Genomic DNA, 25,145 nt, shown 5'->3' with positions numbered 1-25,145 from the left:
GTGGTCACCACGCCGGGGCGTTTGTCGATGTGCGGGTTCGGGTCACTCGTGGGTCGTGCCGCCCTCGTTGCCCTCGTAGCCGCCCTCGCGCTCGATGATCGGCGACGGCGGGGCCGCCGGGGTGAGCGGCACCGCGACCGGCGCCTGGCCGGTGACCGTGTTGCCGTTGCCGAAGTCGAAGGTCACGACGACGTTCTGGCCGGAGCGCAGCGCCTCGGTCAGGCCGATCAACCGGAGCTGCGTGGTGGCCTCGGAGTTGAACTGGATGTAGCTCAACGGCGCCAGCTCGATCCGAGCCGGCTGGCCCGGGGCGGAGGGGCTGGCCGAACCGGACGCCCGCGCCGACTCCGGGGCGGACGGGGTGGCTGAGGACGAGCCGGTCTCGGACGGCGTCACCGACGGGCTCGGCGAACCGGACGTCGAGTTGGACGGGCTGGCCGATCCGGAGCCCGACGGGCTCGCCGAACCGGACGGAGACGGGCTCAGGGAGGCGGACTCCGAGGCGGACGGCGACGGGCTCGCCGAGCCGCCGCTGATCACCACCTCGCGGGCGCTCTCCGTGGTGACGGTGACCGTCACCGTCTCCTTGGAGTCGTTGTAGATCACCGCGCCGAGCCCGGCGTCCTGGCCGGCCTTGTAGCCCTCGGTGCCGGGGAAGTCCACGAGCAGGCCTCGCACCGAGAAGGAACCGTTGCTGGTCGTGAGGCTGACGCCCTGGACCGACGGCTCCTTCAACGCGGTCTCGGCGATCTGACCGGTGCCGCATCCGGAAGCCAGCAGGCTGGCCGCCGCAATCCCGGACAGCAACAGGGCCGCCCGCCGGGATCCCCTGATCGAGCGCGTCACGTCGGTCCTCCTCGTCACAATCCCCACCCGGGCCGTACGCCGGGCACGGTGGCCATACCCGCGCAGACCGCGCTCCAGGGTAGTTGGGGCTGATCGAGGCCCGCACGCGGACCCGGCAATGCCACCTGCCCGGGTGGCGTTCACACCACCCGACCGCTCGCCACCAGCAGAACCACGTCGATGAGGGCCACCAGCATCACCGCCCGGAAGGCCGCCACCGGCCGCCGGCCGGCCCGGGTCGCCGAGCGCCCGGCGTACCAGCTCAGTGCTGGCACCGCGGCGGCCGTGCCGACCGCCGCCCAGCCGACCACCGACGGCGGTCCGGGTGGTCCGAGGACCAGGGTCGCGGTCGCCGCCAGGAGGAGACCCGCCGCGGCCACCCGGCTGCCGGCGGCGCCCAGCCGGTGGGGCAGGCCGCGCACGCCGGTGCGGGCGTCGTCGGCCAGGTCGGGCAGGACATTGGCGAAGTGCGCGCCGGCGCCCAGGCAGGCCGCCGCCGTCACCAGCCAGACGGGTGGGGCCGGCTGGCCGGGCAGTGCCAGCACCACGAAGGCGGGCAGCGCGCCGAACGACACGGCGTAGGGCAGCACCGAGAAAGCGGTGGCCTTGAGCGGCCAGTCGTAGAGCAGGGCGGAGACCAGGGCGAGCGTCAGCCAGAACGCCGCCGTCGGGTTCGTGGTCAGCGCCAGCAGCGGGCAGGCCACCGCGGCCGCCGCGGCGGCCCAGGCCGTGGCGCGCCGACCGACCGCGCCACTGGCGACCGGTTTGTCGGTACGCCCCACAGTGGCGTCCCGCTCGGCGTCCAGCGCGTCGTTGGTCCAGCCGACGGCGAGCTGGCTGGCCAACACGGCGAGCACCACCGAGAGGATTCCGGCCGGCCGGTGGCCCACTCCCCACGCCAGCAGACCGGCCACCGTGGTCACCGCCGCGGCCGGTTCCGGATGGCTCGCTCTGACCAGCCCTAACACCCTCGACGACATAAGGGAAGTCTGGTCGTTACCGAGCAGTCGTGCCACGCTCGGTTCCATGCGAGACGTGGCTGCGGCCGGGGCATCCACCGGTCCGAGGGTGCTGCCGCGAAACGATCCGCGTCAGTACGACGATCTGGCCGGTGAGTGGTGGCGGCCGGATGGCGCGTTCGCGATGCTGCACTGGCTGGCGGAGGCCCGTGCGGCGATGGTGCCGCCGGCCACCCGACCGGGCGCGCTGCTCGTCGATCTGGGCTGCGGCGCCGGCCTGCTCGCGCCGCACCTGGCCGGCAAGGGCTACCACCACGTCGGGGTGGATCTGACCCGCTCGGCTCTTGTCCAGGCGGCCGAGCACGGGGTGCGGGTGGTCCAGGGTGACGCCACGGCGGTCCCGCTGCCCGACGGCTGCGCCGACGTGGTCTCCGCGGGTGAGTTGCTGGAGCACGTGCCGGCCTGGCCGCGCGCGGTCGCCGAGGCGTGTCGGCTGTTACGCCCCGGTGGCGTGCTGGTGCTTGACACCCTGAACGACACGGCGCTGGCCCGGCTCATCGCGGTCCGGATCGCCGAGCGGCTGCCTACGGTGCCCCGGGGCATCCATGATTCACGGTTGTTCGTGGACGCGCGGGCGCTGGTGGCCGAGTGCGCCCGGCACGGTGTCGACCTGCGCCTGCGCGGCATCCGTCCGCAGGTCGGCGGCATGCTCGCCTGGTTGCTGCGCCGCGCCCGCGCGGCCGGAACGCCCGGTGCGGTGCCCGTCGGCCGCCCGCCGCGCATCGTGCCGACCCGCTCCACCGCCGTGCTCTACCAGGGCCGGGGGGTCCGCAAAGGATAGTCGGGCCGTGGCGGGGTATGGAACGCCAAGGAGGGGACGAGATGACGGTGCACGCGCTTGAGGCAGCACGCCGGTTGGCACCGCGGTTCGCCGCGCGGGCGGCCGAGCACGACCGGGACGGTTCCTTCCCCGTGGACGACTTCGCCGACCTGCGCGAGGCTGGCCTGTTCGGGCTGATGGTGCCCCGGGCACTCGGTGGCATGGGCGCCACCTTCGCCGAGTACGCCGCGGTGGCCACTGAGCTTGCCCGGGGCAACGGCGCGACCGCCCTGGTGTTCAACATGCACGCCTCGGTGACCGGAGCGCTGGGCGCGGTCACCGAGGAGTTGGCCGAGGCGCTGGGCGTACCGGACGAGGCGTTGGCCGCCCGCGACCGGCTGCTCAGCGCGGCGGCGCAGGGCTCCTGGTACGCGGTCGCGATGAGCGAGCGTGGCGCGGGCGCACGGCTGTCCCAGCTGACCACGGCGTACGAGCCGGTCGACGGGGGCTGGCACCTGAAGGGCAGCAAGACCTTCTGCTCCGGCGCCGGGCACGCGGACGGCTATCTGGTGGCGGCGCGTAGCGCGGCGGACCAGTCGGTGGTCTCACAGTTCCTGGTGCCGGCCGGCGACGGGTTGACCGTGGAGCCGACCTGGGACTCGCTCGGCATGCGCGCCACCTCCTCCCACGACCTGCACCTGGACGTCACCGTGCCCGCCGACCGGCTGCTCGGTGGCGTGGAGGGGCTGGCGCTGGTGGTCGCCCAGCTGATGCCGCACTGGCTGGTGGCCAGCTACGCGGCCGTCTACGTGGGGGTCGCCCGTGCGGCGATCGACGCGGCGGCCGAGCACCTCAACGCCCGTAACCTGGCCGGTCTGCCGGCGGTGCGGGCCCGGCTGGGTCGGGCGGACGCGGCGACGGCCGCCGCGAAGCTGGTGGTGGCCGAGGCGGCCCGTCGGGTGGACGAGGCGCCCGGTGACGAGGAGACCAACCGCTGGGTGTGGCGGGCGAAGTTACTTGCCGGGACGACGGCCGCCGAGGTGGCGGCGTCGGTGCTGGAGGCGGCGGGCACCTCGGCGACCCGCCGTGGTCATCCGCTGGAGCGGCTCTACCGCGACGCCCGCTGCGGCTCGCTGCACCCGGCCACGTCGGATGTCTGCGCCGACTGGCTCGGCATCGCAGCGTTGGGCGGCGACCCGGATCGTGACGGATCGGCACCGCGTTGGTGAGCCCGCCGCACCGGGCTCGCACGAGAGAACGACCAGCCGAGGTGGCTGGTGGGACGGCCAGGGGGAGGACAGCATCTGACGAGAGGTGGGGATCGTGTTCGTACCAGTGATCGCGGGGCTCGGGACAGCGCAGCCGCCGTCCGCTTCGCAGGACGAGTTGTGGGAGGGCTTCTTCTCCCGGCACTTCTCCGGCACCACCCGGTCGTTGGCCCAGCGAATCTTCGCCAACTCGGGGGTGACCCGGCGGCAGGCCGCGGTCAACCCGCTGCTGGAGGACGTCTCGGACTGGCCGACCGAGCGCCGGATGCGCCGCTACCAGGTGGAGGCGCTGCCGCTGGGCAAGGAGGCGGTGGGTCGCGCGTTGACCGCGGCCGGGCTGAGCGCCGGTGACATCGGGCTGTTCATCGTCTGCTCCTGCACCGGGTACGCCACCCCCGGGCTGGACATCCTGCTCGCCCGGGACCTGGGCATGGCAGCGGACACCCAGCGGATGTTCATCGGCCACATGGGCTGTTACGCGGCGTTGCCGGGGCTCGGCGCGGCGAGTGACTTCGTCACCGCCCGGGGGCGTCCGGCGCTGCTGCTCTGCGCGGAGCTGACCAGTCTGCACATCCAGCCGTCCAGCGCCCGGGTGGACACCCAGCAGATCGTCTCCCACGCGCTCTTCTCGGACGCCGCGGTCGCCGCCGTGGTCGTGCCGGGCGGCCGGGGGTACGCGGTACGCGAGGTCACCGCCGTCACCGACACCTCGACCGCCGACCACATGACCTGGGACGTCACCGACGCCGGGTTCCGGATGGGGTTGTCGCCGAAGGTGCCGCAGGTGCTGTCGAGGCACGTCCGCGGGCTGGTCGACGACCTGTTGGCCCGGCACGGCGTGGCCAGCTCCGAGGTGGACGGTTGGGCGGTGCACCCGGGCGGGCCGCGGATCCTCAACGTGGTCGAGCGGGAGTTGGCGCTGCCCCCGCTGGGGCTGGCGGCGTCCCGGGCGACGCTTGACGAGCACGGCAACTGCTCGTCGCCGACCGTACTGCTGATCGTGGACCGGTTGGGCCGGGCGACACCGGCGGCTCGGCGCATCGTCATGCTGGCCTTCGGCCCCGGCCTCACCCTGTACGCCGCCCTGCTGGATCGACAGGACTGAACCTCCGGCCGGTAGGCTCGGGGGGTGGATGCGACCTCGGACGACCGGCTGCGCTCGATGGTGCTGTTTGGTGCCGCGGTGGCCGTCCTGGTCGTCGGCGCCGGGTGGTGGCGTGCCGCCGCGCCCGCGTCGACGGCCGGGACGGCTGGTCCTTCGGCGGCCGTGCCATCGGTCGGGCCGAGCGTCAGCACTCCGATTGAACGCTTTCTCTTGGAGGACGAACCTGACGAGCGGGTGACGGTGCGGATGGACCCCAACACCGGCGAGGTCCTCCGGGTGCGCAGCGGCCCGCGGGCGGTGATCGACCCGGCGACGGGCTCGATCACCGACATCGACGGTGATCCCGCGGTGCTCTTCCCGGCGGGTGACCTGCCGTCGTTCCACGAGACGATCTGGCGGGAGCATCGGGAGCTCGCTCCTGGCCAGGACGTGACCCGGCAGGCCAGCGACGACGGCGCCCGCTACCTGCTCCAGTACCGGTGCACCCGCCCCGGCACGATGGTCGTGACGAGCACCGGGGCCGGAATCGTCGGCCGGCCGCGCATCGACTGCGACGGCATGATCGCCAATGCCGAGGTGCTGCCCGGTGGCGGGCCGTTCCGGTTGTCGCTGTCGGCCGTCGACCGGCCCATCGACATCCAGGCGCAGCTCGTCGCCCTGCCCCCTCGCTGACAGGGCCGCTCAGGCGGCCAGGGCGCTCAGGTCGTTCCGGTAGGACTCGACCGTGCCCAGTTCGGGCAGCACCCGGGTCACCGTGCCGGTCCGGTCGACCAGCAGGGCGGCCGCGGTGCCGGGACGGGCCGTTTGACCGAGGAACGAGCGGAGCCCTCCGGCGGGGTCGGCCAGGGCGCGAGCCTTCCGCCCGATGGTGGAACCGGCCGGGGGCGTCCGCCCACCGGTGACGGTGACCACGGAGACGCCGGCGGGGGCGGCCGCCAGGGCGTCGGTGACCCGGTCCGGGCAGGGGCAGCCGTCCAGCAGAATGATCATGGCGGGTAGCAGGCCGCGCAGGGGTACGGGCGCGTCGTCCGCGTCGACCAGGTCCAGTGCGGGCAGCGCCCGACCGACGAGGGTCGCGGGCGGCGCGTAGGGGGCCGGGGTCGGCCGGTCGGCGCCACGGTTGGCGCGGGGCCAGGTGACCACCAGCAGACCGGCCAGCGTGGTGAGGACCGCCACCAGCAGGACCAGCAGCGGTAGGGCCAGAGCCCGGTGACTGCCCGGGAGGCCGCTGGCCCGGCGCAGCTCACGGCGGACCTGGGCGGCCTCGGCGGCCAGCGCGGAGGCGTCGTCGGGAACCACCACGCGGCCCCATTCGGGCGGCAGGCCGGGCAGGCCGTCGGCTGGCCCGTGACCCTCTGCGTCCGGCTTGCCCATCGGACCTCCTGGAAGCGTCTCGAGAGCGGAGTGCGGCTCGGTCTCCAGGGTCGCGCACCAGGGGCTCCTCCCGCTACATCTGGGCGCGGTCCTGCTGGCCGGGCTACCATGGGAGGAGCGCATAGCCCTTGATCTCGACGTTCTGTTCACCCGTACCGGGCAGTCATTTGTGCGTTACGGAGCGTGTTCGAACCATCGGTTTGACCGCCTGTCAAGCTGAAGCAAGACCTCTCACAGGGCCCCTGAGCTGCGCCAACGGTCAGGACATCGGTGAGACATCGGTGCCTGAGCGTGTTACCCTAGACACAGCGAAAGGGGTTTCGAACCTATGGTTTTCAGTGTCGGCGAGACCGTTGTTTACCCCCACCACGGGGCCGCACTCATCGAGGCAATCGAGACTCGGGTCATCAAGGGCGAGCCTAAGCAATACCTCGTCCTGAGGGTCGCGCAGGGTGACCTGACGGTCCGGGTGCCGGCCGAGAACGCCGAGATCGTGGGCGTCCGTGAGGTGGTCGGCGAAGAAGGCCTCGGTAAGGTCTTCGACGTTCTGCGGGCTCCACACACCGAGGAGCCGACCAACTGGTCGCGGCGTTACAAGGCGAATCTGGAAAAGCTGGCTTCCGGCAACCCGCTGAAGGTCGCCGAGGTCGTGCGTGACCTGTGGCGCCGGGAGCGGGAGCGGGGCCTCTCTGCGGGCGAGAAGCGGATGCTCGCCAAGGCCCGCGACATTCTCGTCGGCGAGGTCGCGCTGGCCGAGAAGAGCACCAAGGATGAGGCGGAGACGCTGCTCGACAAGGTCCTCACCGAGGCCTAGTCCGCACAGCATCGTCGTACCCACTCCGTAGTGAAGAAACCACCGAGGACCGCGACGTGACCGCGCAGCTCAATCCGCGCGGTGACGTCGCGGTCCTCGTGCCTGCGGCGGGTGCCGGTGTACGGCTCGGCCCCGGCCGACCCAAGGCGCTGCGCCTGCTCGCCGGTGAGCCGCTGTTGGTGCACGCCGTGCGTCGACTGGCCGCCGCGCCCTCGGTGCACACCATCGTGGTGGCCGCGCCGGCCGCCGAGGTGCAGGCCGTCCGCGAGTTGTTGGCTCCGGTCGCACCGGTGATCGTGGTGCCCGGCGGCGCGGAACGGCAGGCGTCGGTGGCCGCCGCGCTGGCTGCGGTGCCCGCCGGCCCGACGATCGTCCTGGTGCACGATGCCGCCCGCGCGCTCACCCCGCCTGAGCTGGTCGAATCCGTCGCGGCGGCGGTCCGTGGCGGGCGTGACGCGGTGATCCCGGTCCTGCCGGTCGTCGACACGATCAAGGAAGTCGGTGCCGACGAGGTGGTGCTCGGCACCGTCGACCGGTCCGCCCTGCGCGCGGTGCAGACCCCGCAGGGTTTCCGTCGGGCCGTGCTGAATGCCGCACACGCCGCCGCCGGTGACTCCCTCACTGACGACGCCGGGCTGGTCGAGAAGCAGGGCGTCGCGGTGAGTTGCGTGCCCGGCTCGGAGTACGCCCTGAAGATCACCCGACCGTTCGACCTGGCCTTGGCCGAGCACCTGCTTGCCGCGGCCGGTTGACGCGTACCCTCTGATCATGATCGTTCCCCGGGTGGCCATCGGCACCGACGTGCACGCGTTCGAGCCGGGCCGGCCCTGCTGGGTGGCCGGGCTGCTCTGGCCCGACCAGGACGGTCTCGCCGGGCACTCGGACGCCGACGTGGCCGCGCACGCCGCCTGCAACGCGCTGCTCTCCGCCGCCGGGCTCGGTGATCTGGGCTCCGCTTTCGGGGTGGGCCAGCCGGAGTGGGCCGGCGCGTCCGGGGTGGCGCTGCTGACCGAGACGGCCCGCCGGGTGCGGGCCGTCGGCCTGGAGATCGGCAACGTGTCCGTGCAGGTCATCGGCAACCGCCCCAAGATCGGCCGGCGTCGTGCGGAGGCCCAGGAGGTCCTCTCCGCCGCGGTCGGTGCCCCGGTCACCGTCTCGGCGGCGACCACCGACGGGCTCGGCTTCGCCGGCCGCGAGGAAGGGTTGGCCGGGGTCGCGGTGGCTCTGGTGTACGACGCGCCGGCCGCCTAAGCTCGCCGCGATGTCCAGCGACCCCGCCCCCGACCAGTCCGCCGCCGACGGCTACGTCCAGCGGGCCCAACTCCTCGCCGAACTTGGCCGCTACGACGAGGCGGCCGGTGAGCTGGCCTACGGGTTGGCCCTCCAACCGGATGACGTGGACGCGCTCACCATGCTGGCCCGGGTGCACCTGGCCGCCGACCGCCCGGCCGCGGCGCTCAGCGCCGCCGACACGGCCGTGGCCGCCGCGCCGGAGGCGCTGCCGCCGCTGGTCGCCCGGGGCATGGCCCTGTCCGACCTGGAGCGCTACACCGAGTCGGCGGCCACCGCCGACCGGATCATCGCCCTCGGCCCGACCGACGCGTACGCCCAGCGGAGCGCGGCGGCGATCCTGGCCGGCGCCCGCAACGGCCAGCCGGCGCTGAACGCGGCCTGGCGCGGTGTCGAGTTGGCCCCGCAGGAGCCGCAGGCGCACCTCGTGCTCAGCCTGGTCGCCGCCCGGCTGGACCTGTTCGACCTGGCCGAGCGGGCCTACCGGGAGGCGCTGCGGCTCGACCCGCGCATCGCCGAGGCCGGCCACGACGTGGGGGTCATGCGGCTGGAGCAGCGCCGCTGGTCGGAGGCGTTGGAGCACATCGCCGAGGCGGTGACGGTCAGCCCGAGCCGGATCGACTCGCCACGGACCCTCGCGTACGGGCTGCACCGCCTGGTGCTCTACGGCGCGGGCTGGTCGCTGGTGGCGGCGGTGCTGGTGGCGTTCGCGGCGTCGGCGAGCGACGGGTTCTCCCGCATCCTGGCGGTGCTCGCCGCGCTCACCGGCGGGATCGTCGTCTGGCAGCTCGCGGCCCGGCTGCCGGGGCTGACCCGGACCGTCCTGCCCGCCCTGCTGCACGCGGACCGCGCGATGGCCCTGGCGATCTACGCCGTGGCCGCCGCGCCGCTACTGCTGGTGGTGTACGCCATGGTCGGCTCCCCGTGGCCCCTGGTGCTGGCCATCGCCGTCACGGCGGTAGCCGAGTTCGCCGTCTTCACCAGGACCGCCATCCGCTAGCCGCGACGCGCCCAGGTCCAGGCGTACCCCTCGTCTTCGCAGGCGCTGGCGGCCTCGCAGAGATCCAGTGGGCGGAAGGTGTCGACCATGACGGCCAGCTCGTCGAAGTAGTCCGCGCCGATGGAACGCTCGGCTGCACCCGGCTGGGGGCCGTGGGTGAAGCCGGACGGGTGCAGCGAGATCGAGCCCTGCTCGATGCCGGAGCCGCGCCGGGCCTCGTAGTTGCCCCCGGTGTAGAAGAGCATCTCGTCGGAGTCGACGTTGTGGTGGTTGTACGGCACCGGGATCGACTGCGGGTGGTAGTCGACCTTGCGGGGCACGAACGAGCAGATGACGAAGTTGGGCCCCTGGAAGGTCTGGTGCACCGGCGGGGGCTGGTGGATGCGGCCGGTGATCGGCTCGAAGTCGTGGATGGAGAACGCCCACGGGTAGAGGTGCCCGTCCCAGCCGACCACGTCGAACGGGTGGTGGGCATAAGTATGACGAGTCCACGCGGTGCCGCTGCCACCGGAGCCTGCGGCCCGGGACCGGTGCCGGACCAGCACCTCGACCTCCTCGCCGTCGACGAGCAGCGGGGCGTCGGGGCCGCGGACGTCCCGCTCGCAGTACGGCGAGTGCTCCAGGAACTGGCCGCGTACGGAGAGGTAGCGCTTGGGCGGGCCGATGTGCCCGGACGCCTCGACGGCGAGCAGCCGGACGGGTTGGTCGCCGGTGGGCACCAGCCGGTGGATGGTCGAGGTGGGGATGACGACGTAGTCGCCGGCGACCGCGTCCAGCACCCCGAACGGGGACTCGACCCGCAGGGTGCCCGACTCGACGTAGAGGCACTGGTCGCCGGTGGCGTCGCGGAACAGCGGTGAGGGCTGGTCGGCGAGGACGTACCCGATCCGTACGTCGTCGTTGGCGAGCAGGTACTGCCGGCCGAGGATGGGGTCGGAGCCGCCGGTGTCCAGTTTGTGGGTGCGCAGGTGGCGGGGCTTGAGCGGCAGGTTCGGCGCCCGGGTGAACGCGGGCGGGGTGAACTCGTCGGCGGCCAGGATCGCGGTGGGCGCGTACCGGTGGTAGAGCAGGGACGAGTCGGAGGAGAAGCCCTCCTGGCCCATCAGCTCCTCGGCGTAGAGGCTGCCGTCGGGCTGCCGGAACTGGGTGTGGCGCTTGCGTGGCACCTCGCCGACGCTGCGGTAATACGGCATCTCGCCTCCCGATATGTCCCGTTCACCGGCCGAAGGCGTCCGATAGTCGGACGCTGTTGTCCGTTCCTCGTAGCGTCCCGTACATTCTTGTTCCGTGTCAACGCAGGTGCCCGCACTCCTCCACGGCCTGGTGGACGACGCCGCCGTCTTCCCGCCGGGCAGCGCCGCGCTGCACGACGCCCTGGCCGCCCACCGCCAGCACCGCGCCGCCTGGTACTCCGATCTGGTCGGCCCGCTGCTGATCCCCGCCTCGGACGTGGCCGCCGGTGAGCTGAGCGGTCTCGTCGACCCGGGCGAGGGCCTGGTGGTCGGCGTGATCGGTGACACCGGGGTCGCTAACCTGCCGTTCGCGCTGTCGTTCCTCGCCCCGGACGGCGTCACCGCGCGCCAGGTCGAGGTGGCGGTCGCCAAGCGCGGTGAGGACCCGCTGCCCGGCATCGCCGAGTTGCTGCGGCTGACCGACGCGCTACCGGGCGTGGAGGCCGTCTACGCCGAACTGCCGCTGACCTTCGGGCTGATGGGTGCGCTGGACGCGCTCGTCGCCGCGCGGGCCGACGGGGTGCCGATCGCGGCCAAGTTCCGCACCGGCGGCCTGGCCGCCGAACTCTTCCCCACTCCGACCGAGCTGGCCACGGTGATCTGCGCCTGCCGGGACCGGGGCCTGCCGTTCAAGCTCACCGCCGGGCTGCACCAGGCGGTCCGACACCTGGACCCGGAGACCGGGTTCACCCACCACGGCTACGCGAACGTGCTGGCCGCGACCCTGGCCGCCGCCGACGGTGACGCTGTGCGCTCGGTCGCCGAGCTGCTGACCGTGGTCGACCCGCGCCCCCTGGTGGAGCGCGCGACGGCCCGGCTGGACGCGCCTCGCCCCCTGTGGGTGGGCTTCGGCTCGTGCAGCATCCTGGAACCACTTACCGATCTGATCCGGCTTGGGCTGGTGAACGGGGGCTACGACGCATGACCTGGGTGACCGGCGCCGACGGTTCGCCGTACGGGGTGACGAACCTGCCGTACGGGGTGTTCCGGCAGAACGGGGGTCCGTCGCGGATCGGCGTACGGATCGGGTCCTGGGTCTTCGACCTCGCCGGGGCGGAGGCGGCTGAGCTGGTGCTGGCTGCCGGCACGCTGTGCCGGCCCGTGCTCAACGACTTCATGGCGCTGGGTCGTCCGCAGTGGACGGCGGTGCGGCAGCGGATCACCGAGCTGCTGACCGACCCGGCGCACCGGGCCGCGGTCGAGCCGCTGCTGGTGCCCCTCGACGACGTGGAACTGCTGCTCCCCATCGAGGTGGCCGACTACGTCGACTTCTACTCATCCGTTCACCACGCGTCGAACGTCGGGCAGATCTTCCGCCCCGGCCAGCCACCACTGCTGCCCAACTGGAAGCACCTGCCGATCGGCTACCACGGGCGGGCCGGCACGGTGGTCGTCTCCGGCACGCCGGTGACCCGGCCGACCGGGCAGCGGGCCTCCGCCGAGGGCCCGGTCACCGGCCCATCGGTACGCCTCGACATCGAGGCCGAGGTCGGCTTCGTGGTGGGCGTACCCAGCGCGCTTGGCGACCGGGTCTCCGTGGACGACTTCGCCGAGCACGTCTTCGGTGTGGTGCTGGTCAACGACTGGTCGGCCCGGGACATCCAGGCCTGGGAGTACCAGCCGCTCGGCCCGTTCCTCGGCAAGTCGTTCGCCACCTCGGTCTCGGCCTGGGTGACGCCGCTGGACGCGCTCGGTGACGCCTTCGTGCCGGCCCCCGACCAGGACCCGCCGGTGGTCGACTACCTGCGGGACGTGCCGCACCTGGGCCTGGACCTCCGCCTGTCGGTCGAGTGGAACGGCGAGCAGGTCAGCGAGCCCCCGTTCGCCACCATGTACTGGACTCCCGCACAGCAGTTGGCGCACCTCACCGTCAACGGCGCCTCGCTGCGTACCGGCGACCTGTACGCCTCCGGCACCGTCTCCGGCCCCGACCGGGGGCAGGTCGGGTCCTTCCTGGAACTGACCTGGGGAGGGGCCGAGCCGGTCAAGGTGGGCGGTGAGAGCCGCACCTTCCTCGACGACGGCGACACGGTGACCATCACGGCCACCGCCCCCGGCCCGGATGGCACCACCATCGCCCTCGGTGAGGTATCCGGGACGGTTCGTCCGGCCCGCTGAGCGGGCATCCGTCGCCCGTCTCGTGCACGGGACCCGTGATCGCACCGGCTGTGCGATCACCGGCCCTGGTTGATCCGTTGAGCGTCCGGATTCCGTTGCCACACCGCGCAATCCGAGCCGGGCTCTGCCCGGCCGTCAGCGGTGGGGCAATCCCGACGCACACGGAGGTAACGACGATGCACGATCTTGCGGGCGCGGTCTGGCGTACCAGCAGCCGCTCAAACGACCAGGGTCTCTGCGTGGAAGTGGCGGACAACCTGGTCGATGTCCATGGTCTGGTCGGGGTCCGCGACTCCAAGGACCAGGCCGGCCCCACGCTCGCGGTCAGCCCGCCGGGGTGGACAGCGTTCATCGGCGCGATTCGGGCCGGTCGCTTCGAACGCTGACCGGCGCTTCGGCACCGGTCGACGACGACCGGTGCCGAAGCGACCGTCCAATCGGACAGCGTGGCCTCCGGGTGGTGGAAATTCCGTCCCGGGGGCCCCGTCCGGCCCTCACTCCGCGTACCGTCGGGGACACGGGAGGGTGGCATGTCGACGGTGGCGATTACCGGAATCATCGAGGCGCACGCTGTCGACGTCTGGCGTCTGCTGACCGACCTGCCCGGCCGTGCGGCCCGGCTGACCGCAGCCGGCCCGATCGAGGTGCTCACTCCGGGTTCGTTCGGGCCGGGCACCTCCTGGCGTGAGGAGCGCGTCCAGCCGGGCGGCGGCACGCTGACCGAGGAGTTCCTGGTGGTCGAGGCGCTCGCGCCGCAGCGACTGGTGCTCTGTTCCTCCGGGGCCGGGGCTGACTACCGCATCACCTGGAGCCTGCGGCCAGTCCGCCGTCGCCGCCGAGGGTGCACAGCGGTCACCGTCACCCAGGAGGCGGTGCCGACAGCTCCGTACGGTCGGGTCGTGGCGCTGCTTCTCGGCGGGCTGGCCGCGCGGGCGGTCGAGGCGGCCCTCTGGCGTGATCTCGCCGACCTGGCCGTCGCGGCCGGCGCCACCGGCTCCGTCGAAGCCGCCTGAACGCAGCCAATCACCCCTCGCCGTGACCTGAACGGGGTCCGGCCCTCTCCGCTGGGTAGGGTGCCGGGCGGAGGTGCGGCATGAGGTTCCCGAGAGGCCGGCGACGGCTCGTGATCGCGGTCGCGGCGCTGCTCGCGACGGCGGCCGTCGCGGTCATCGTCCACCGGGTCCTCGCGCCGGCCGAGGTGACCACGGTGGCGCGGGCCGACTATCCGGCCCCGGCCCGACCGGCTGCCGGAGTGATCGGTCGGTTGCCGGTCGCCCCGTTGATCGTCGACGGGAGGCTGCGGGTGTACGCCGCACACCGCCAGGTCTACGCCGACCGGCCTGTCGACGGGCGGTACCGGACCAGCCCGTACTGGTCGTACCGGCGGTGGCCGGCGGAGCTGACCGCGGTGGCGGCCAGCGGCAGCACGGTGGTCAGCCGCTGGTCCGACGGACAACTCGTCGCACTGGACGCCCGGACCGGCGGAGTGCTCTGGCGCACCGACGGCCCGGAGCCCGCCGAGAGCGCCACGCTGGTGCGGCGTACCGGCGCGGCGACCGTCTGGGATGCACCCGGGCTCCAGCTCACCGACCTCCCCGACGGGCGGGTCGTGCTGGTGGTGAGCGGGGAAGCCCAGGCGCGTGGGGTCGAGCTGAGCGGCGGTCGGGAGCTGTGGCGGGTCGAGCTGCCGGGCAGGTGCCGCAGTGATGTCGGCACCACCGCTGCCGGGCAACTGATCGGTCTGGACACCTGCGCCGGGGCGGCCACTGTCGAGTTCCGGGACGCGGCGACGGGCGCGGTACGCGAGCGTTGGCGACCGCCGGACGGCCCGGACGCGTTGGTGGTGACGCCGCTCGGCTGCCGTACCGGTCGGTCGGACTGTCTGGGGCTGCGGACCGCCGGGCCGGGCGACGAGGGCGGTCGGGGTTGGCTGTTGGGCGCCGGCCCGCCGGTCCCCGCCCCGGCGCTGGACCCGGCCGGCACCGTGCTGGTCGGTGAGCAGTCCGTCGCGGTGCTCGACGGGGTCGCGGTGGGGCGATCGGCGCGTACGGGCGCGGAGCTGTGGCGGTCCGTGGGTCTGGGCGCGGCCCGGGTGTTGGCCGGGCAGCCGGGCCGGGTGCACCTGCTGACCGAGGCGAACGATCTGGTGACGCTTGATCCGGTGACCGGTAGGCAGTTGTCCCGCTTCGCACTCAACGTCGGCTCGGACGGGACCGGCTGGGCACCCGGGGCGGTGACGGCTGAGGACGGGTTCGTCGCGGTCGAGCGGCTCCGTAAGCCGGTCGACCCCGCCGGCGACGACCGGCGCTACTACTACACCGGAGAGACGGTGATCCTGGCCGCCACCTGATCGGGGCGTCTTCGACTTGGAGCACCGAACCTTCCATTCCCTTTGTCTGAAAAGGGTATGTTTTTCACGGTTCAGGTTTCCGGTAGAAGGGGTCGGCGCATGGGCAGAACAGCAGCCAACTACGTCGCGGGCGGCGCACTCGCTGCCGCCGCGAGCCTCGCCCTGGCGGTTCCGCCGGTGCTGCACGGGGACCCCGCGTCGGCGCGCGGGTCCAGCGCGGTCCGGGCCGCGCCGTCGGCGGACACCGGCGTCACCTTCGAGATCCTGCCGGCGACACCGACACCCACCCCGACGCAACCGGGGCCACCCACGCCCACGCCGACGCAGCCGGGGCCACCCACGCCCACGCAACCCACGCCGGCACCACCTCAGCCCACGCCCAGCCACGGTGGCCAGCTGCCGGTCACCGATTCGGGTGGGTCGACGTTGCTGCTCACCGGGCTGGGCGTGACCCTGCTGATCGTCGGCTGGCTCGCCGTCCGACGTCGGCGCCAGGTCTGACGACGCTCGCCGCCGGCGGCTGGTGGAAGCCCGCCGCCGGCGGCCGATCGGAGGCCCGGGGCGTGGTGTCAATGCCCGGCCGGGACCCGCTCCCGTGGTCTGCCGGTGGGGGGTCCGGGGGTCCGACGGGATCGGCGGGCCAACACCGCGAGGCCGGTGATGATCAGCAGGCCGGCGACGGCCGCCCCCACGGTCCAGACGGATGCCATCCGGGAGATGACGTTGCCCCGCTTTCCGACCTGACCCGGGTCGGGGAACTGGATCTGCGCCGTGACACTGCGCTTCACCATTCCACTTTCCAAATTGACCTCGACCTTCCAGGGCCCGTTCGGCAACTCGGCCGGTAGTCGGGCGACGACCTGCCCGGAACCACCCGGCGCCAGCGTGACGCCCTGCCCGACCGCGAATGGGCCGGCCCGGCTGTCGGCTGGCCCCTCGGTCAGGGTGACCGTGCCGGTCAGGTCGATGGCGCGACCGCCGGTGTTGGTGACCTGAGCGGTCAGCGATGGTTCGCCCTCAGGGCTGCGGGCCGGGCGAAGCTCACTGATCGAGAAGTCCGAGACCGGCTCGCCGCCGGGTCCGATGTCGAGGTACATCCGGACGCCGACCCGGTGGATCTGGGTGACCTCCCCGCCGGCCCGGGGCGCGGAGGTGGCGGACGCCCAGATCAAGCCGTACCGCTCGCCGCGTGAGGCGGCCGACGGCACCGTGATGGTCGCGAGGACCCGTGCCTCGCCCCACGCGTCCACCTTCACGGCGGATTTGTCGAGGGTGATCCATGAGGTCAGCTCGTTGGTCGCACGGCCTTCGCCGAACTTGAACTCCGAACCCTCCACGGCCGCCGCCGCCGGATACACGTCGATGCGACGGGCCTGGTCGGTGCGATTGGCGATCAGGAGTTGCCGCTTGATCGTGGTGCCCGGCGGAAGGTGGTCGACGATGTACCGCAACGCCCGGGGATCGTCGCGGCGGTTGCTCGGTGCCTCCAGCAGCCGGATTCCGAGGCGGTCGTCGGCGTCCGGCTCGGCCGCGCCGGCCCGGGTCGACAGACCCGGACCGGCGAGGCAGAGCAGCGCCAGTGCGACCGCGACGGTCGACCGGCCCCGGCGGCTAGGCCACCGAATGCGTCACCGTCCCGGTGTAGACGCCCGCGATGCTGTCCAGCGGCACGTTGACGATCAGGGTCGGGTTCCAGGTCGCGGTGTTACCACCGGTGCCGCCGGTGTGGGTGAACGCCGTGACCGGCGTGACGCTGTCCAGCGGCTCCGCGGCTGCGGCAGTGGCCTGGCCCGGCGTGAAGGTGCCGGTGCCGGTGGTCGCGGTGGCGGGGCCCGACCAGTAGTCGATCTCTCCCGGCAGGACCGTCTCGGCGGGAGTGCCGCCGCCGGTCTGGAAGACGGTGGCCGTCACCGTGGCGACCCAGGAGGCGTCCGCCGCACCCCGGGAGTCGGTGACCGTGACCGGGCCGAGTTGGCCGGTGATGGTGCCACCGGGTGCGCCGCTGCCCAGGTCGGCGGTGGCCGGCGCGTCGATGTCGAGGGTGCCGACGAGCACCTCGAAGGTGACGGTGGTGGTGTCGGTGGGCGCGGCGGCGGCCGGCGCGGCGAGGAAGCCCACCATGGCGGCGGCGGCCGCTCCGGCGAGACAGATCTTGGCAGTACGCACTGTTCGTTACCCCGTTCTCGAAGTGAGCCGGCGTGAGTCCTCGGCACAACCGGCTACTTCGGAAGATAGGGGCATTTAGCAGTCAAATAGGGACAAACAGAACTTATGGCCCGGACCGGGTCACCGGCTCGGCGCGGTGGTCACACCAACGCCGACTCCGCAGCCGCCAGGAACGCGTCGTTCTCGGCCGGGGTGCCGATGGTGACCCGGACCCCGTCCCCGGCGAACGGCCGCACGATCACCCCGCGCGACTCGCACGCCTTGCCGAACGCCACGGCCCGCTCGGCCAGCGGCAGCCAGACGAAGTTGGCCTGGCTCGTCGGCACCTCGGGCACGAACTTGCGCATCGCCTCGGTGACCCGGTCCCGCTCGGCGACGACCAGGGCGCAGCGACGTTCCATCTCGGTGGCCTGGGTCAGCGCGGCGAGCGCCCCGGCCTGGGCTGCCGTGCTGCTGGAGAACGGGGTCGCCACCTTGCGGATGGCGGCGGCCACCACCGGCTGGGCAACCAGCCAGCCCATCCGCAGCCCGGCGAGCCCCCACGCCTTCGACAGTGTGCGCAACACCGCCACGTTGGGCCGGTCCAGGTAGTCGAGACCGTCCGGCACCTCCGCGTCGGTGACGAACTCCCGGTACGCCTCGTCGATCACCACCAGCACGTCGTCCGGCACCGCGTCGAGGAACCGGCCCAGCTCGGCCCGGCGGACCGCCGTACCCGTGGGGTTGTTCGGGTTGCAGACGAAGATCACCCGAGTCCGGTCGGTCACCGCCGCGGCCATCGCCGCGAGGTCGTGCCCGTGCCCGGCGTCGTTGGGCACCCGCACGCTTGTCGCGCCGCTGGTCGCCACGATGATCGGGTACGCCTCGAAGGACCGCCACGAGTAGAGCACCTCGTCGCCGGGCAGGCAGGTGGCCCGCACCAGGTGCTCGGCGAGCGCCACCGAACCGCAGCCGGTGGCGATCCGGTCAGCGTCCACTCCGTACCGCTGGGCCAGCGCGTCCCGCAGCGCGACCACGCCCATGTCGGGGTAGCGGTGCGAGGTGGTGATCGCCTCGGTGACCGCCTCCACCACGCCGGGCAGCGGCCCGTACGGCACCTCGTTGCTGGCCAGCTTGATGGCCTCCGGCAGGCCCAACTCGCGGGCCAGGTCGGCGGGGCTGCGCCCCGGCACGTAGCTGGGCAGCGCGTCCAGGTCGACGCGGGTCAGCCGCAGCGCCGGCTGGTGACGTCCGGAGTCGGTCATGGGGTGTCTCCCGGGGGCTGGTTGCGGTCGTTCGAGGGGGCGGTATCGGTGCGGTAGGGGACTTCGACGACCACCGTCTGCGCGCGCTTGTCGTGCAGCGCCTGACGCAGCGGGTGATCGAAGAGGGGAGAGAGAGCATCGACCAGTTGCAGGATCAGGCCGAGCCCGACGCAGTACCAGAGCAGAGTTGGCAGGCCCAGCGTGCTCCACCGGCTCAGCGCCCGGCGGACGCCCAGCGGCTGGTCGGCGGCCATCGGCACAGCCCGGATCCGCATCACCCGCTTGCCGATGGTCTGCCCGCCGGAGGCCATGGTCGGCACCTCGTACGCCAGCCACAGCGCGGTGGCGATCAGCAGGATCGCCACCAGCAGGGAACCGGCCTGCTCACCGGGCATCGGCAGGCCCTCGGCGGAGGAGTCCCCCCGTGCCGCGCGCCGGAAGACCTCCTGCCAGTACGGCGCCCACTCCTGCGCCCAGCGCCAGACGAACCAGCCGTTGACGACCACGTTCAGTGCGAAGACGAGGCCGAAGTCGATCAGCCGGGCGACGAACCTCCGACCGTAGCCGGCCAGCCTGAGGCCGTGCGGTCGCGGCTCGGGGGGTCGTCCGGCCCAGCCGGGGTGACCGACCTGGGGGCCCCAACCGGGTGGAGCGCCCTGCGGGCCCCAACCCGGTGGGCCGGCCTGTGGTCCCCAGCCCGGGCCGTGTCCCGGTTGCGGGCCGTACCCCGGGGGTGGGCCGTACCCCGGCTGTTGGTCGTGCTGCGGCGCCCAGCCCGGCGCGGGGGGCGCCGAGGCGGGGGTTGCCGAGCCGGGGATTGTCGACGCCGCTGGCGCGGCCGGGGTGACCGGCGCGGGCGGTGGCTCGGCCGGCGGCGGGCCGTCCGGCGGGGTCACGTCGACGGGAATGGGCGCGCCGAGCCAACCCTCGCCGTCCCAGTAACGCCGGGTCTCGGTGTCGGCGGGGTCGACGTACCAACCAGGTTGCACGCTCACGCCGTCGCTCCGCTTCGCTCACTCACGGGGACACCTTAACGACGACTGGTCCCGCGAACTCGGCATGGCGGTACTGCGGGGCGACGCCGCCGGTGGTGGGTTGGGGCCCACCGGCCGGCGGCGTCGGGTACGACGGAGGTTGCGTCACGCTCGCAAGTGTTACAGGTTGCCGCGGGCTTCCTGCTCCCGCTCGATGGCCTGGAAGAGCGCCTTGAAGTTGCCCTTGCCGAAGCCCAGCGATCCGTGCCGCTCGATCAGCTCGAAGAAGACCGTGGGACGGTCCTGCACCGGCTTGGTGAAGATCTGGAGCAGGTAGCCGTCCTCGTCCCGGTCGACCAGGATCTTGCGGGCCTTCAGCTCCTCGATCGGCACCCGCACGTTGCCGATCCGCTCGCGCAGCTCCGGGTCGTCGTAGTACGAGTCCGGGGTGTCCAGGAACTCCAGACCGGCCGCGCGCATCGCGTCGACGCTGGCCAGGATGTCGTTGGTGGCGACGGCGATGTGCTGCGCGCCCGGGCCCTGGTAGAACTCCAGGTACTCGTCGATCTGGGACTTCTTGCGGGCGATCGCCGGCTCGTTGAGTGGGAACTTCACCTTCCGGGTGCCGTTCGCCACGACCTTGCTCATCAGTGCCGAGTAGTCGGTGGCGATGTCGTCGCCGACGAACTCCGCCATGTTGGAGAAGCCCATCACCCGCTTGTAGAACTCGACCCACTCGTCCATCCGGCCCAGCTCCACGTTGCCGACCACGTGGTCGACGGCCTGGAAGAAGCGCTTCGGCTGGATGCCGGCGTCGATCATCGGCCGCCGGTCCACGATCGGGCCCCGGGCCACGAAGCCGGGCAGGAACGGGCCGGTGTAGCGGGACCGGTCGACAAGCGTGTGCCGGGTGTCGCCGTACGCGGCGATGGCGGCCATCCGGACGGTGCCGTGCTCGTCGGTCACCTCGTGCGGCTCGACGACGCTGGCGGCGCCCTGCGCGATGGCGTGCGCGTACGCGGCGTCCACGTCCGGGACCTCCAGCGCGATGTCGCTGATCCCGTCGCTGTGCCGGGCCACGTGCTCGGCGCCGTCGGCATCCGGGCGCACCGCGCCGGTGAGCACGAACCGGGCCGAGCCGCTGGTCAGCACGTACTGGGCGTGGTCCCGGTAGCCCTGCTCGGGGCCGCGGTACGCCACGCAGGTCATGCCGAAGGCGGTGGAGTAGTAATGGGCGGCCTGCTTGGCGTTGCCGACCAGGAAGTGCACGTGGTCGAGGCCCCGGACCGGGAACGGGTCGTGGCTGATGTCGTGGTCGACAGCGCCGACGAGCCGGTCGACGTCGACGTCCTCGGTCGACTGGGGTCGGTCGATCGCCTGGGTCATGGTGGGCTCCCTCGCGTACCGGCCGGCCTTGTGGGCCGCCGTGGTCGGTTCTTGTGGCGAGGATCGCTGCCCCGGCCAGGGGTGGGCAACTGTTGCCAGAAATGCTGGTCAGGTTGCGCATTCGGTATGGTCGTCACTCATGAATGGTGAGCAGAATGTACAGCTCGACACGCTCGACGTGCGCTTGATCGAACTGCTCGCCGAGGAGCCGCGGATCGGGGTGTTGGAGTGCTCCCGGCGGCTCGGGGTGGCCCGGGGGACGGTGCAGGCGAGGCTGGACAAGCTGGTGGAGCGGCGGGTCATCGAGGGCTTCGGCCCGGAGATCTCACCGGTCGCGATCGGGTTCGGGGTGACCAGCTTCGTCACCCTGGAGATCAGTCAGCGGCACGGCCACGACCCGGTCACCGCCCACCTCGCCGCCATCCCCGAGGTCCTGGAGGCGCACACCATCACCGGCTCCAGCGACCTGCTCTGCCGGATCGTGGCCCGCTCCAACACCGACCTGCAACGGGTCATCGACCAGATCGTGTCGTCCGCGGGCATCACCCGGGCCTCGACGATCATCGCGCTGGCCGAGCAGATCCCCTACCGCACGCTTCCGCTGGTGCGCAGCGCTGTTCGGGCCGAGGGAAGGGCGCTGTAACACCTCCGAGCCCAGAAAGCGCGACGACACGGCGGCGCGGGCGTACGGAAGATCCGTGATCGTGGCTACGGTGTGCGGGTGGCGAAGGGGAGCGTGCGCGGTGGGCTGCTGCTCGGCCTCGCCGTGGTCGTCGCGCTCGCCGCGACCGGCGTGTGGAACCCGTTCCCCGGTCTCTGGGAGTGGGTGGACCGCAGCGAACCCATCTCCGAGCCCGACGTGGTCTGGCAGCAACGGGTCGGCGGCACTCCGCGCAGCGTGACCATCGCCGGCGACGCGGTCGTGGTCGAGCAGCGCACCCGGGTCGAGGCTCGCAGCCTGGCCACCGGCGCGCAGCTCTGGGAGCGCAAGGCGGACTGGGCGGCGGTCGCCGGTGGCGACCGCGACCCGGTCGTGGCGGTGGGCAAGCTCCTGGTCAAGGGGTACGAGCTGCTCGACCCGACGACCGGGGCGACCCGGCGACGTGACGATGACGCGGTGGCCGTCTGGACGTACCGCAACCTGCTCCTCGACGCCCGGTGCACGGAGGCCACCGACTGCACCCTGAGCGCCTGGGACCCGCGTGGCACCGCGCCGCTCTGGACGGCCTTCCTGCCCGGGGTGCACAGCGGCCTGCTCGCCGACAACCCCGGTCTGCGCGGCACCCGCCGGCTCACCGCCACCCGGATCGACGACGGCGTGGCCGGTGCGGAGGCCGCGCCACCGCTGCTCGGCTTCCCGGTCGACGGTCGGGTGCACGTGGTCGACACCGCCACCGGCCGGGTGTTGCAGAACGTCGAGCCCAGCCGGGACGAGCGGCTCTCCGTGGTGGGCGGCCGGCTGCTGCGGATCGCCGCCCGCTCCCAGGACGGCACCTGCTACTTCGCCATCTCCGCCCGGGACTCGGCGACCGGGCAGGAGGCCTGGCAGCGGGCCGGCATCAACCTGCGCACCGCCGACTCCGCCGGCTGCGTGCAACGCGAGGACCCGCAGGGTGCGCGGAACGTGCTGATCGGCGTCGCTCCGGACGGCCGTGAGGCGGTCATCGACGGGTACGACGGACGGCTGCTCTGGGTCGGTGAGCCAGGCACCAAGTTGATCGCGGTGGACGATCGTTTCGCGGTGTTCCGGGCCGCCGACAAGCGCTCGGTCATCGCCCGTGAGCTGGGCACCGAGAAGGTGCTCTGGACGCGACAGGCCAGTGGCAAGGCTGGGGCCGCGCTCACCCCGTACGCGGCGGTGGTGGCCGACGAGAAGCCGTCCCGGCTGGCGGCACTGGACCCGCGCACCGGCCGGGAGTTGGCCGCGCTGCGCACCTCGGCGAACGCCCTCGCCGTCGGGTCGCAGGGCATGATCATTGGCGAGGGGCGGGAGATCGGGTACGTCCGCTTCGGCGGCAGGTCCGGAAGCTCGCCCACCCGGCCGCCCGGCGACGGTGGGAATCCCGGCCCAGGCGGCCCCGGCCCCGGCGGTCCGAACAACGGCGACTGCGGGCCGAAGGGGGAACTCTGCCCCGACCCGGACGGCGGCAAGGACGGCTGAGCGGGCGGTTCGCCTGATGATCCGAACGGCGGGCGGGCCCGGCACGCCTGATGGATGAGAGCGGCGTCCCAGGACCCGCCCGGCGGGTGGGAGTGATCGACCGGTCTGCCCTAGGCTTGCCGCTCATGAGCAGTGCCGCCGCATTCTCGTACGCCCCTCTGCTGCCGACCGGCCCGGACCAGACGGACTACCGCCTCGTCACCGACGAGGGCGTGGACGTCGTACACGGCCCGGGAGGCCGTCGGTTCCTCACCGTGGAGCCGGCCGCGCTCACCGCGCTGACCGCCGAGGCGATGCACGACATCGCGCACTTCCTGCGCCCCGCGCACCTGGCGCAGCTCCGGTCGATCATCGACGACCCGGCCGCGTCGCCGAACGACCGGTTCGTCGCCCTGGACCTGCTGCGCAACGCCAACATCGCCGCCGGCGGTGTCCTGCCCATGTGTCAGGACACCGGCACCGCCATCGTGATGGGCAAACGCGGTCGGCACGTGCTGACCGACGGTGCCGACGCGGAGGCCATCTCCCGGGGCGTCTACCAGGCGTACACCAAGCTCAACCTGCGCTACTCCCAGCTCGCCCCGCTGACCATGTGGGACGAACGGAACACCGGCAGCAACCTGCCCGCCCAGGTGGACCTGTACGCCGAGGACCCGGACGGGCACCCCGACGCGTACAAGTTCCTGTTCATGGCCAAGGGCGGTGGCTCGGCCAACAAGTCGTACCTCTACCAGGAGACGAAGGCGCTGCTCAACCCGGTGCGGATGATGCAGTTCCTGGAGGAGAAGCTGCGGCTGATCGGCACCGCTGCCTGCCCGCCGTACCACCTGGCCATCGTCATCGGCGGCACCTCCGCCGAGTACGCACTGAAGACCGCGAAGTACGCCAGCGCCAAGTATCTTGACGCACTGCCGACCTCGGGTTCGATGAGCGCGCACGGCTTCCGCGACCTGGAGCTGGAGGCGGAGGTGCTGGAGCTGACCCGCAACTTCGGCATCGGCGCGCAGTTCGGTGGGCGGTACTTCTGCCACGACGTACGGGTGGTCCGGTTGCCCCGGCACGGCGCGTCCTGCCCGGTGGCGATCGCCGTCTCCTGCTCGGCGGACCGCCAGGCCGTCGCCAAGATCACCCCGTCGGGCGTGTGGCTGGAGCGGCTCGAAACCGACCCGGCGCGGTTCCTGCCCGACGTCACCGACGATTCGCTCGACGCCGAGCTGGTCGTCCGGGTCGACCTCAACCGGCCGATGGACGAGATCCGCGCCGAGCTGTCGAAGTACCCGGTGAAGACGCGCCTCTCGCTCTCCGGGCCGCTCGTCGTCGCCCGGGACATCGCGCACGCCAAGATCGCCGAGCGGTTGGACGCCGGTGAGCCGATGCCGCAGTACCTACGTGACCACGCCGTCTACTACGCCGGCCCGGCGAAGACCCCCGAGGGGTACGCGTCCGGCTCGTTCGGCCCGACCACCGCCGGCCGGATGGACGCCTACGTGGAGAAGTTCCAGGCCGCCGGCGGCTCGCAGGTGATGCTGGCCAAGGGCAACCGGTCGGGTCAGGTGACCCGCTCCTGCCAGCAGCACGGCGGCTTCTACCTCGGCTCGATCGGCGGCCCCGCGGCCCGCCTCGCCCAGGACTGCATCAAGCACGTCGAAGTGCTCGAATACGCGGAGCTGGGCATGGAGGCGGTCTGGAAGATCGAGGTGGAGGACTTCCCCGCCTTCATCGTGGTCGACGACAAGGGCAACGACTTTTTCGCCGAGGTCACCAAGCCGGTGCTCACCGTCGGCCGCCGCTGACCCGACAGCAACGGAAAGAGGGTGCCGGGCGGTTTCGCCCGGCACCCTCTTCGTCGCCTGTGCTCACCGACATCGGTACGCCCGCCCCGCTGGGGTGGGACGGGCGCACCGCCCCCGTCGGATGCCGTCACCGACAACCCGGACTGAGTCTCCGGTGGACCACCCTCGATCCGCTCTCAGATCACTATCACCGGAGCGCGGCTATCCGTGACCGTAGGGCTACGCTCCTGGAAGTTGCACGATCA

26 protein-coding genes are annotated in these 25,145 nt (G+C 72.5%); 17 read left to right on the top strand and 9 right to left on the bottom strand.

Features of this window, described 5'->3' with window-relative positions; translation table 11 throughout:
• Nucleotides 1-42: 42 nt before the first annotated feature.
• Nucleotides 43-846 (bottom strand): hypothetical protein, encoded by an 804-nt coding sequence (locus ACIBD9_RS01665; protein ID WP_396713575.1) that lies wholly within the window; start codon nucleotides 844-846, stop codon nucleotides 43-45.
• Between the two features lie 140 nt (nucleotides 847-986).
• On the bottom strand, nucleotides 987-1,826 hold the full coding sequence (locus tag ACIBD9_RS01660; RefSeq protein WP_396713573.1) for a UbiA family prenyltransferase: 840 nt from the start codon (nucleotides 1,824-1,826) through the stop codon (nucleotides 987-989).
• 46 nt (nucleotides 1,827-1,872) lie between these two features.
• Here ACIBD9_RS01660 and ACIBD9_RS01655 point away from each other — a divergent pair, with 46 nt between their 5' ends.
• From ACIBD9_RS01655 to ACIBD9_RS01640, 4 genes are all read left to right on the top strand, one after another.
• A complete protein-coding gene (locus ACIBD9_RS01655) occupies nucleotides 1,873-2,646 on the top strand; it encodes a class I SAM-dependent methyltransferase (RefSeq protein ID WP_396713571.1) in 774 nt (257 codons plus the stop codon).
• Nucleotides 2,647-2,687: 41 nt separating this feature from the next.
• The gene (locus tag ACIBD9_RS01650; RefSeq protein ID WP_396713569.1) at nucleotides 2,688-3,854 is read left to right on the top strand and encodes an acyl-CoA dehydrogenase family protein; all 1,167 of its coding nucleotides are present in this window, start codon (nucleotides 2,688-2,690) and stop codon (nucleotides 3,852-3,854) included.
• 85 nt (nucleotides 3,855-3,939) lie between these two features.
• Nucleotides 3,940-4,998 (top strand): type III polyketide synthase, encoded by a 1,059-nt coding sequence (locus ACIBD9_RS01645; protein WP_396713567.1) that lies wholly within the window; start codon nucleotides 3,940-3,942, stop codon nucleotides 4,996-4,998.
• Between the two features lie 24 nt (nucleotides 4,999-5,022).
• Complete coding sequence (locus ACIBD9_RS01640) at nucleotides 5,023-5,670, top strand: hypothetical protein (protein ID WP_396713565.1); 648 nt, start codon at nucleotides 5,023-5,025, stop codon at nucleotides 5,668-5,670.
• A gap of 9 nt (nucleotides 5,671-5,679) precedes the next feature.
• On the opposite strand, the gene ACIBD9_RS01635 is transcribed toward ACIBD9_RS01640, so the two are convergent.
• Entirely contained in the window at nucleotides 5,680-6,372 is a 693-nt protein-coding gene (locus tag ACIBD9_RS01635; RefSeq protein WP_396713563.1) for a hypothetical protein, read from the bottom strand.
• Between the two features lie 328 nt (nucleotides 6,373-6,700).
• On the opposite strand from ACIBD9_RS01635, the gene ACIBD9_RS01630 reads away from it, so the two are divergent.
• The 4 genes from ACIBD9_RS01630 to ACIBD9_RS01615 are packed head-to-tail and all read left to right on the top strand — an operon-like array spanning nucleotide 6,701 to nucleotide 9,476.
• Complete coding sequence (locus ACIBD9_RS01630) at nucleotides 6,701-7,186, top strand: CarD family transcriptional regulator (RefSeq protein ID WP_007073334.1); 486 nt, start codon at nucleotides 6,701-6,703, stop codon at nucleotides 7,184-7,186.
• A 56-nt stretch (nucleotides 7,187-7,242) separates the two neighbouring features.
• Nucleotides 7,243-7,938 carry a 2-C-methyl-D-erythritol 4-phosphate cytidylyltransferase gene (gene ispD / locus ACIBD9_RS01625; protein ID WP_396713561.1) on the top strand — a complete coding sequence of 232 codons (696 nt, stop codon included), beginning with the start codon at nucleotides 7,243-7,245 and terminating at the stop codon, nucleotides 7,936-7,938.
• Between the two features lie 13 nt (nucleotides 7,939-7,951).
• Nucleotides 7,952-8,437 (top strand): 2-C-methyl-D-erythritol 2,4-cyclodiphosphate synthase, encoded by a 486-nt coding sequence (gene ispF, locus ACIBD9_RS01620; RefSeq protein ID WP_396713823.1) that lies wholly within the window; start codon nucleotides 7,952-7,954, stop codon nucleotides 8,435-8,437.
• 10 nt (nucleotides 8,438-8,447) lie between these two features.
• Nucleotides 8,448-9,476 carry a tetratricopeptide repeat protein gene (locus tag ACIBD9_RS01615; RefSeq protein WP_396713559.1) on the top strand — a complete coding sequence of 343 codons (1,029 nt, stop codon included), beginning with the start codon at nucleotides 8,448-8,450 and terminating at the stop codon, nucleotides 9,474-9,476.
• Here ACIBD9_RS01615 and ACIBD9_RS01610 read toward each other — a convergent pair.
• Nucleotides 9,473-10,669, bottom strand: a complete 1,197-nt coding sequence (locus ACIBD9_RS01610; RefSeq protein ID WP_396713557.1) for a homogentisate 1,2-dioxygenase — start codon at nucleotides 10,667-10,669, stop codon at nucleotides 9,473-9,475. The two genes, ACIBD9_RS01615 and ACIBD9_RS01610, sit on opposite strands and share 4 nt — an antisense overlap.
• 94 nt (nucleotides 10,670-10,763) lie before the next feature.
• Here ACIBD9_RS01610 and ACIBD9_RS01605 point away from each other — a divergent pair, with 94 nt between their 5' ends.
• The 6 genes from ACIBD9_RS01605 to ACIBD9_RS01580 all read left to right on the top strand — a co-directional run bounded on the left by ACIBD9_RS01605 (nucleotide 10,764) and on the right by ACIBD9_RS01580 (nucleotide 15,677).
• Nucleotides 10,764-11,633 carry a hypothetical protein gene (locus ACIBD9_RS01605; protein ID WP_396713555.1) on the top strand — a complete coding sequence of 290 codons (870 nt, stop codon included), beginning with the start codon at nucleotides 10,764-10,766 and terminating at the stop codon, nucleotides 11,631-11,633.
• On the top strand, nucleotides 11,630-12,826 hold the full coding sequence (fahA, locus tag ACIBD9_RS01600; RefSeq protein ID WP_396713553.1) for a fumarylacetoacetase: 1,197 nt from the start codon (nucleotides 11,630-11,632) through the stop codon (nucleotides 12,824-12,826). The genes ACIBD9_RS01605 and fahA overlap by 4 nt, the downstream gene beginning before the upstream one ends.
• 176 nt (nucleotides 12,827-13,002) lie before the next feature.
• Nucleotides 13,003-13,212, top strand: coding sequence for a DUF397 domain-containing protein (locus ACIBD9_RS01595; protein ID WP_030327888.1), 210 nt, complete (start codon nucleotides 13,003-13,005; stop codon nucleotides 13,210-13,212).
• 144 nt (nucleotides 13,213-13,356) lie between these two features.
• A complete protein-coding gene (locus tag ACIBD9_RS01590; RefSeq protein WP_396713551.1) occupies nucleotides 13,357-13,839 on the top strand; it encodes an SRPBCC family protein in 483 nt (160 codons plus the stop codon).
• 80 nt (nucleotides 13,840-13,919) lie between these two features.
• Nucleotides 13,920-15,176, top strand: a complete 1,257-nt coding sequence (locus ACIBD9_RS01585; RefSeq protein WP_396713549.1) for a PQQ-binding-like beta-propeller repeat protein — start codon at nucleotides 13,920-13,922, stop codon at nucleotides 15,174-15,176.
• Between the two features lie 99 nt (nucleotides 15,177-15,275).
• Nucleotides 15,276-15,677, top strand: coding sequence for an LPXTG cell wall anchor domain-containing protein (locus ACIBD9_RS01580; protein ID WP_396713548.1), 402 nt, complete (start codon nucleotides 15,276-15,278; stop codon nucleotides 15,675-15,677).
• Nucleotides 15,678-15,745: 68 nt separating this feature from the next.
• On the opposite strand, the gene ACIBD9_RS01575 is transcribed toward ACIBD9_RS01580, so the two are convergent.
• From ACIBD9_RS01575 to hppD, 5 genes are all read right to left on the bottom strand, one after another.
• The gene (locus ACIBD9_RS01575; protein WP_396713546.1) at nucleotides 15,746-16,627 is read right to left on the bottom strand and encodes a hypothetical protein; all 882 of its coding nucleotides are present in this window, start codon (nucleotides 16,625-16,627) and stop codon (nucleotides 15,746-15,748) included.
• A gap of 160 nt (nucleotides 16,628-16,787) precedes the next feature.
• On the bottom strand, nucleotides 16,788-17,342 hold the full coding sequence (locus ACIBD9_RS01570; protein ID WP_396713544.1) for a hypothetical protein: 555 nt from the start codon (nucleotides 17,340-17,342) through the stop codon (nucleotides 16,788-16,790).
• Between the two features lie 140 nt (nucleotides 17,343-17,482).
• Nucleotides 17,483-18,586, bottom strand: a complete 1,104-nt coding sequence (gene hisC, locus ACIBD9_RS01565; protein ID WP_396713542.1) for a histidinol-phosphate transaminase — start codon at nucleotides 18,584-18,586, stop codon at nucleotides 17,483-17,485.
• On the bottom strand, nucleotides 18,583-19,581 hold the full coding sequence (locus tag ACIBD9_RS01560) for an RDD family protein (protein WP_396713540.1): 999 nt from the start codon (nucleotides 19,579-19,581) through the stop codon (nucleotides 18,583-18,585). The genes hisC and ACIBD9_RS01560 overlap by 4 nt, the downstream gene beginning before the upstream one ends.
• 159 nt (nucleotides 19,582-19,740) lie before the next feature.
• Nucleotides 19,741-20,946: a 4-hydroxyphenylpyruvate dioxygenase gene (hppD, locus tag ACIBD9_RS01555; RefSeq protein WP_396713539.1), complete on the bottom strand. Its 1,206-nt coding sequence runs from the start codon at nucleotides 20,944-20,946 to the stop codon at nucleotides 19,741-19,743.
• Between the two features lie 139 nt (nucleotides 20,947-21,085).
• Between hppD and ACIBD9_RS01550 the strand changes: the two genes are divergently transcribed.
• From ACIBD9_RS01550 to ACIBD9_RS01540, 3 genes are all read left to right on the top strand, one after another.
• Nucleotides 21,086-21,589: an Lrp/AsnC family transcriptional regulator gene (locus ACIBD9_RS01550; protein WP_396713537.1), complete on the top strand. Its 504-nt coding sequence runs from the start codon at nucleotides 21,086-21,088 to the stop codon at nucleotides 21,587-21,589.
• Nucleotides 21,590-21,661: 72 nt separating this feature from the next.
• A complete protein-coding gene (locus tag ACIBD9_RS01545) occupies nucleotides 21,662-23,107 on the top strand; it encodes a PQQ-binding-like beta-propeller repeat protein (protein ID WP_396713535.1) in 1,446 nt (481 codons plus the stop codon).
• Nucleotides 23,108-23,232: 125 nt separating this feature from the next.
• On the top strand, nucleotides 23,233-24,900 hold the full coding sequence (locus ACIBD9_RS01540; RefSeq protein ID WP_396713533.1) for a fumarate hydratase: 1,668 nt from the start codon (nucleotides 23,233-23,235) through the stop codon (nucleotides 24,898-24,900).
• The last annotated feature ends 245 nt before the right edge of the window (nucleotides 24,901-25,145 follow it).

This window comes from Micromonospora sp. NPDC050784, assembly GCF_044456765.1.
Classification (GTDB): domain Bacteria; phylum Actinomycetota; class Actinomycetes; order Mycobacteriales; family Micromonosporaceae; genus Micromonospora; species Micromonospora foliorum.
The sequence above is the reverse complement of the archived record's forward strand: the minus strand, read 5'-3'. Positions and strand labels throughout refer to the sequence as shown.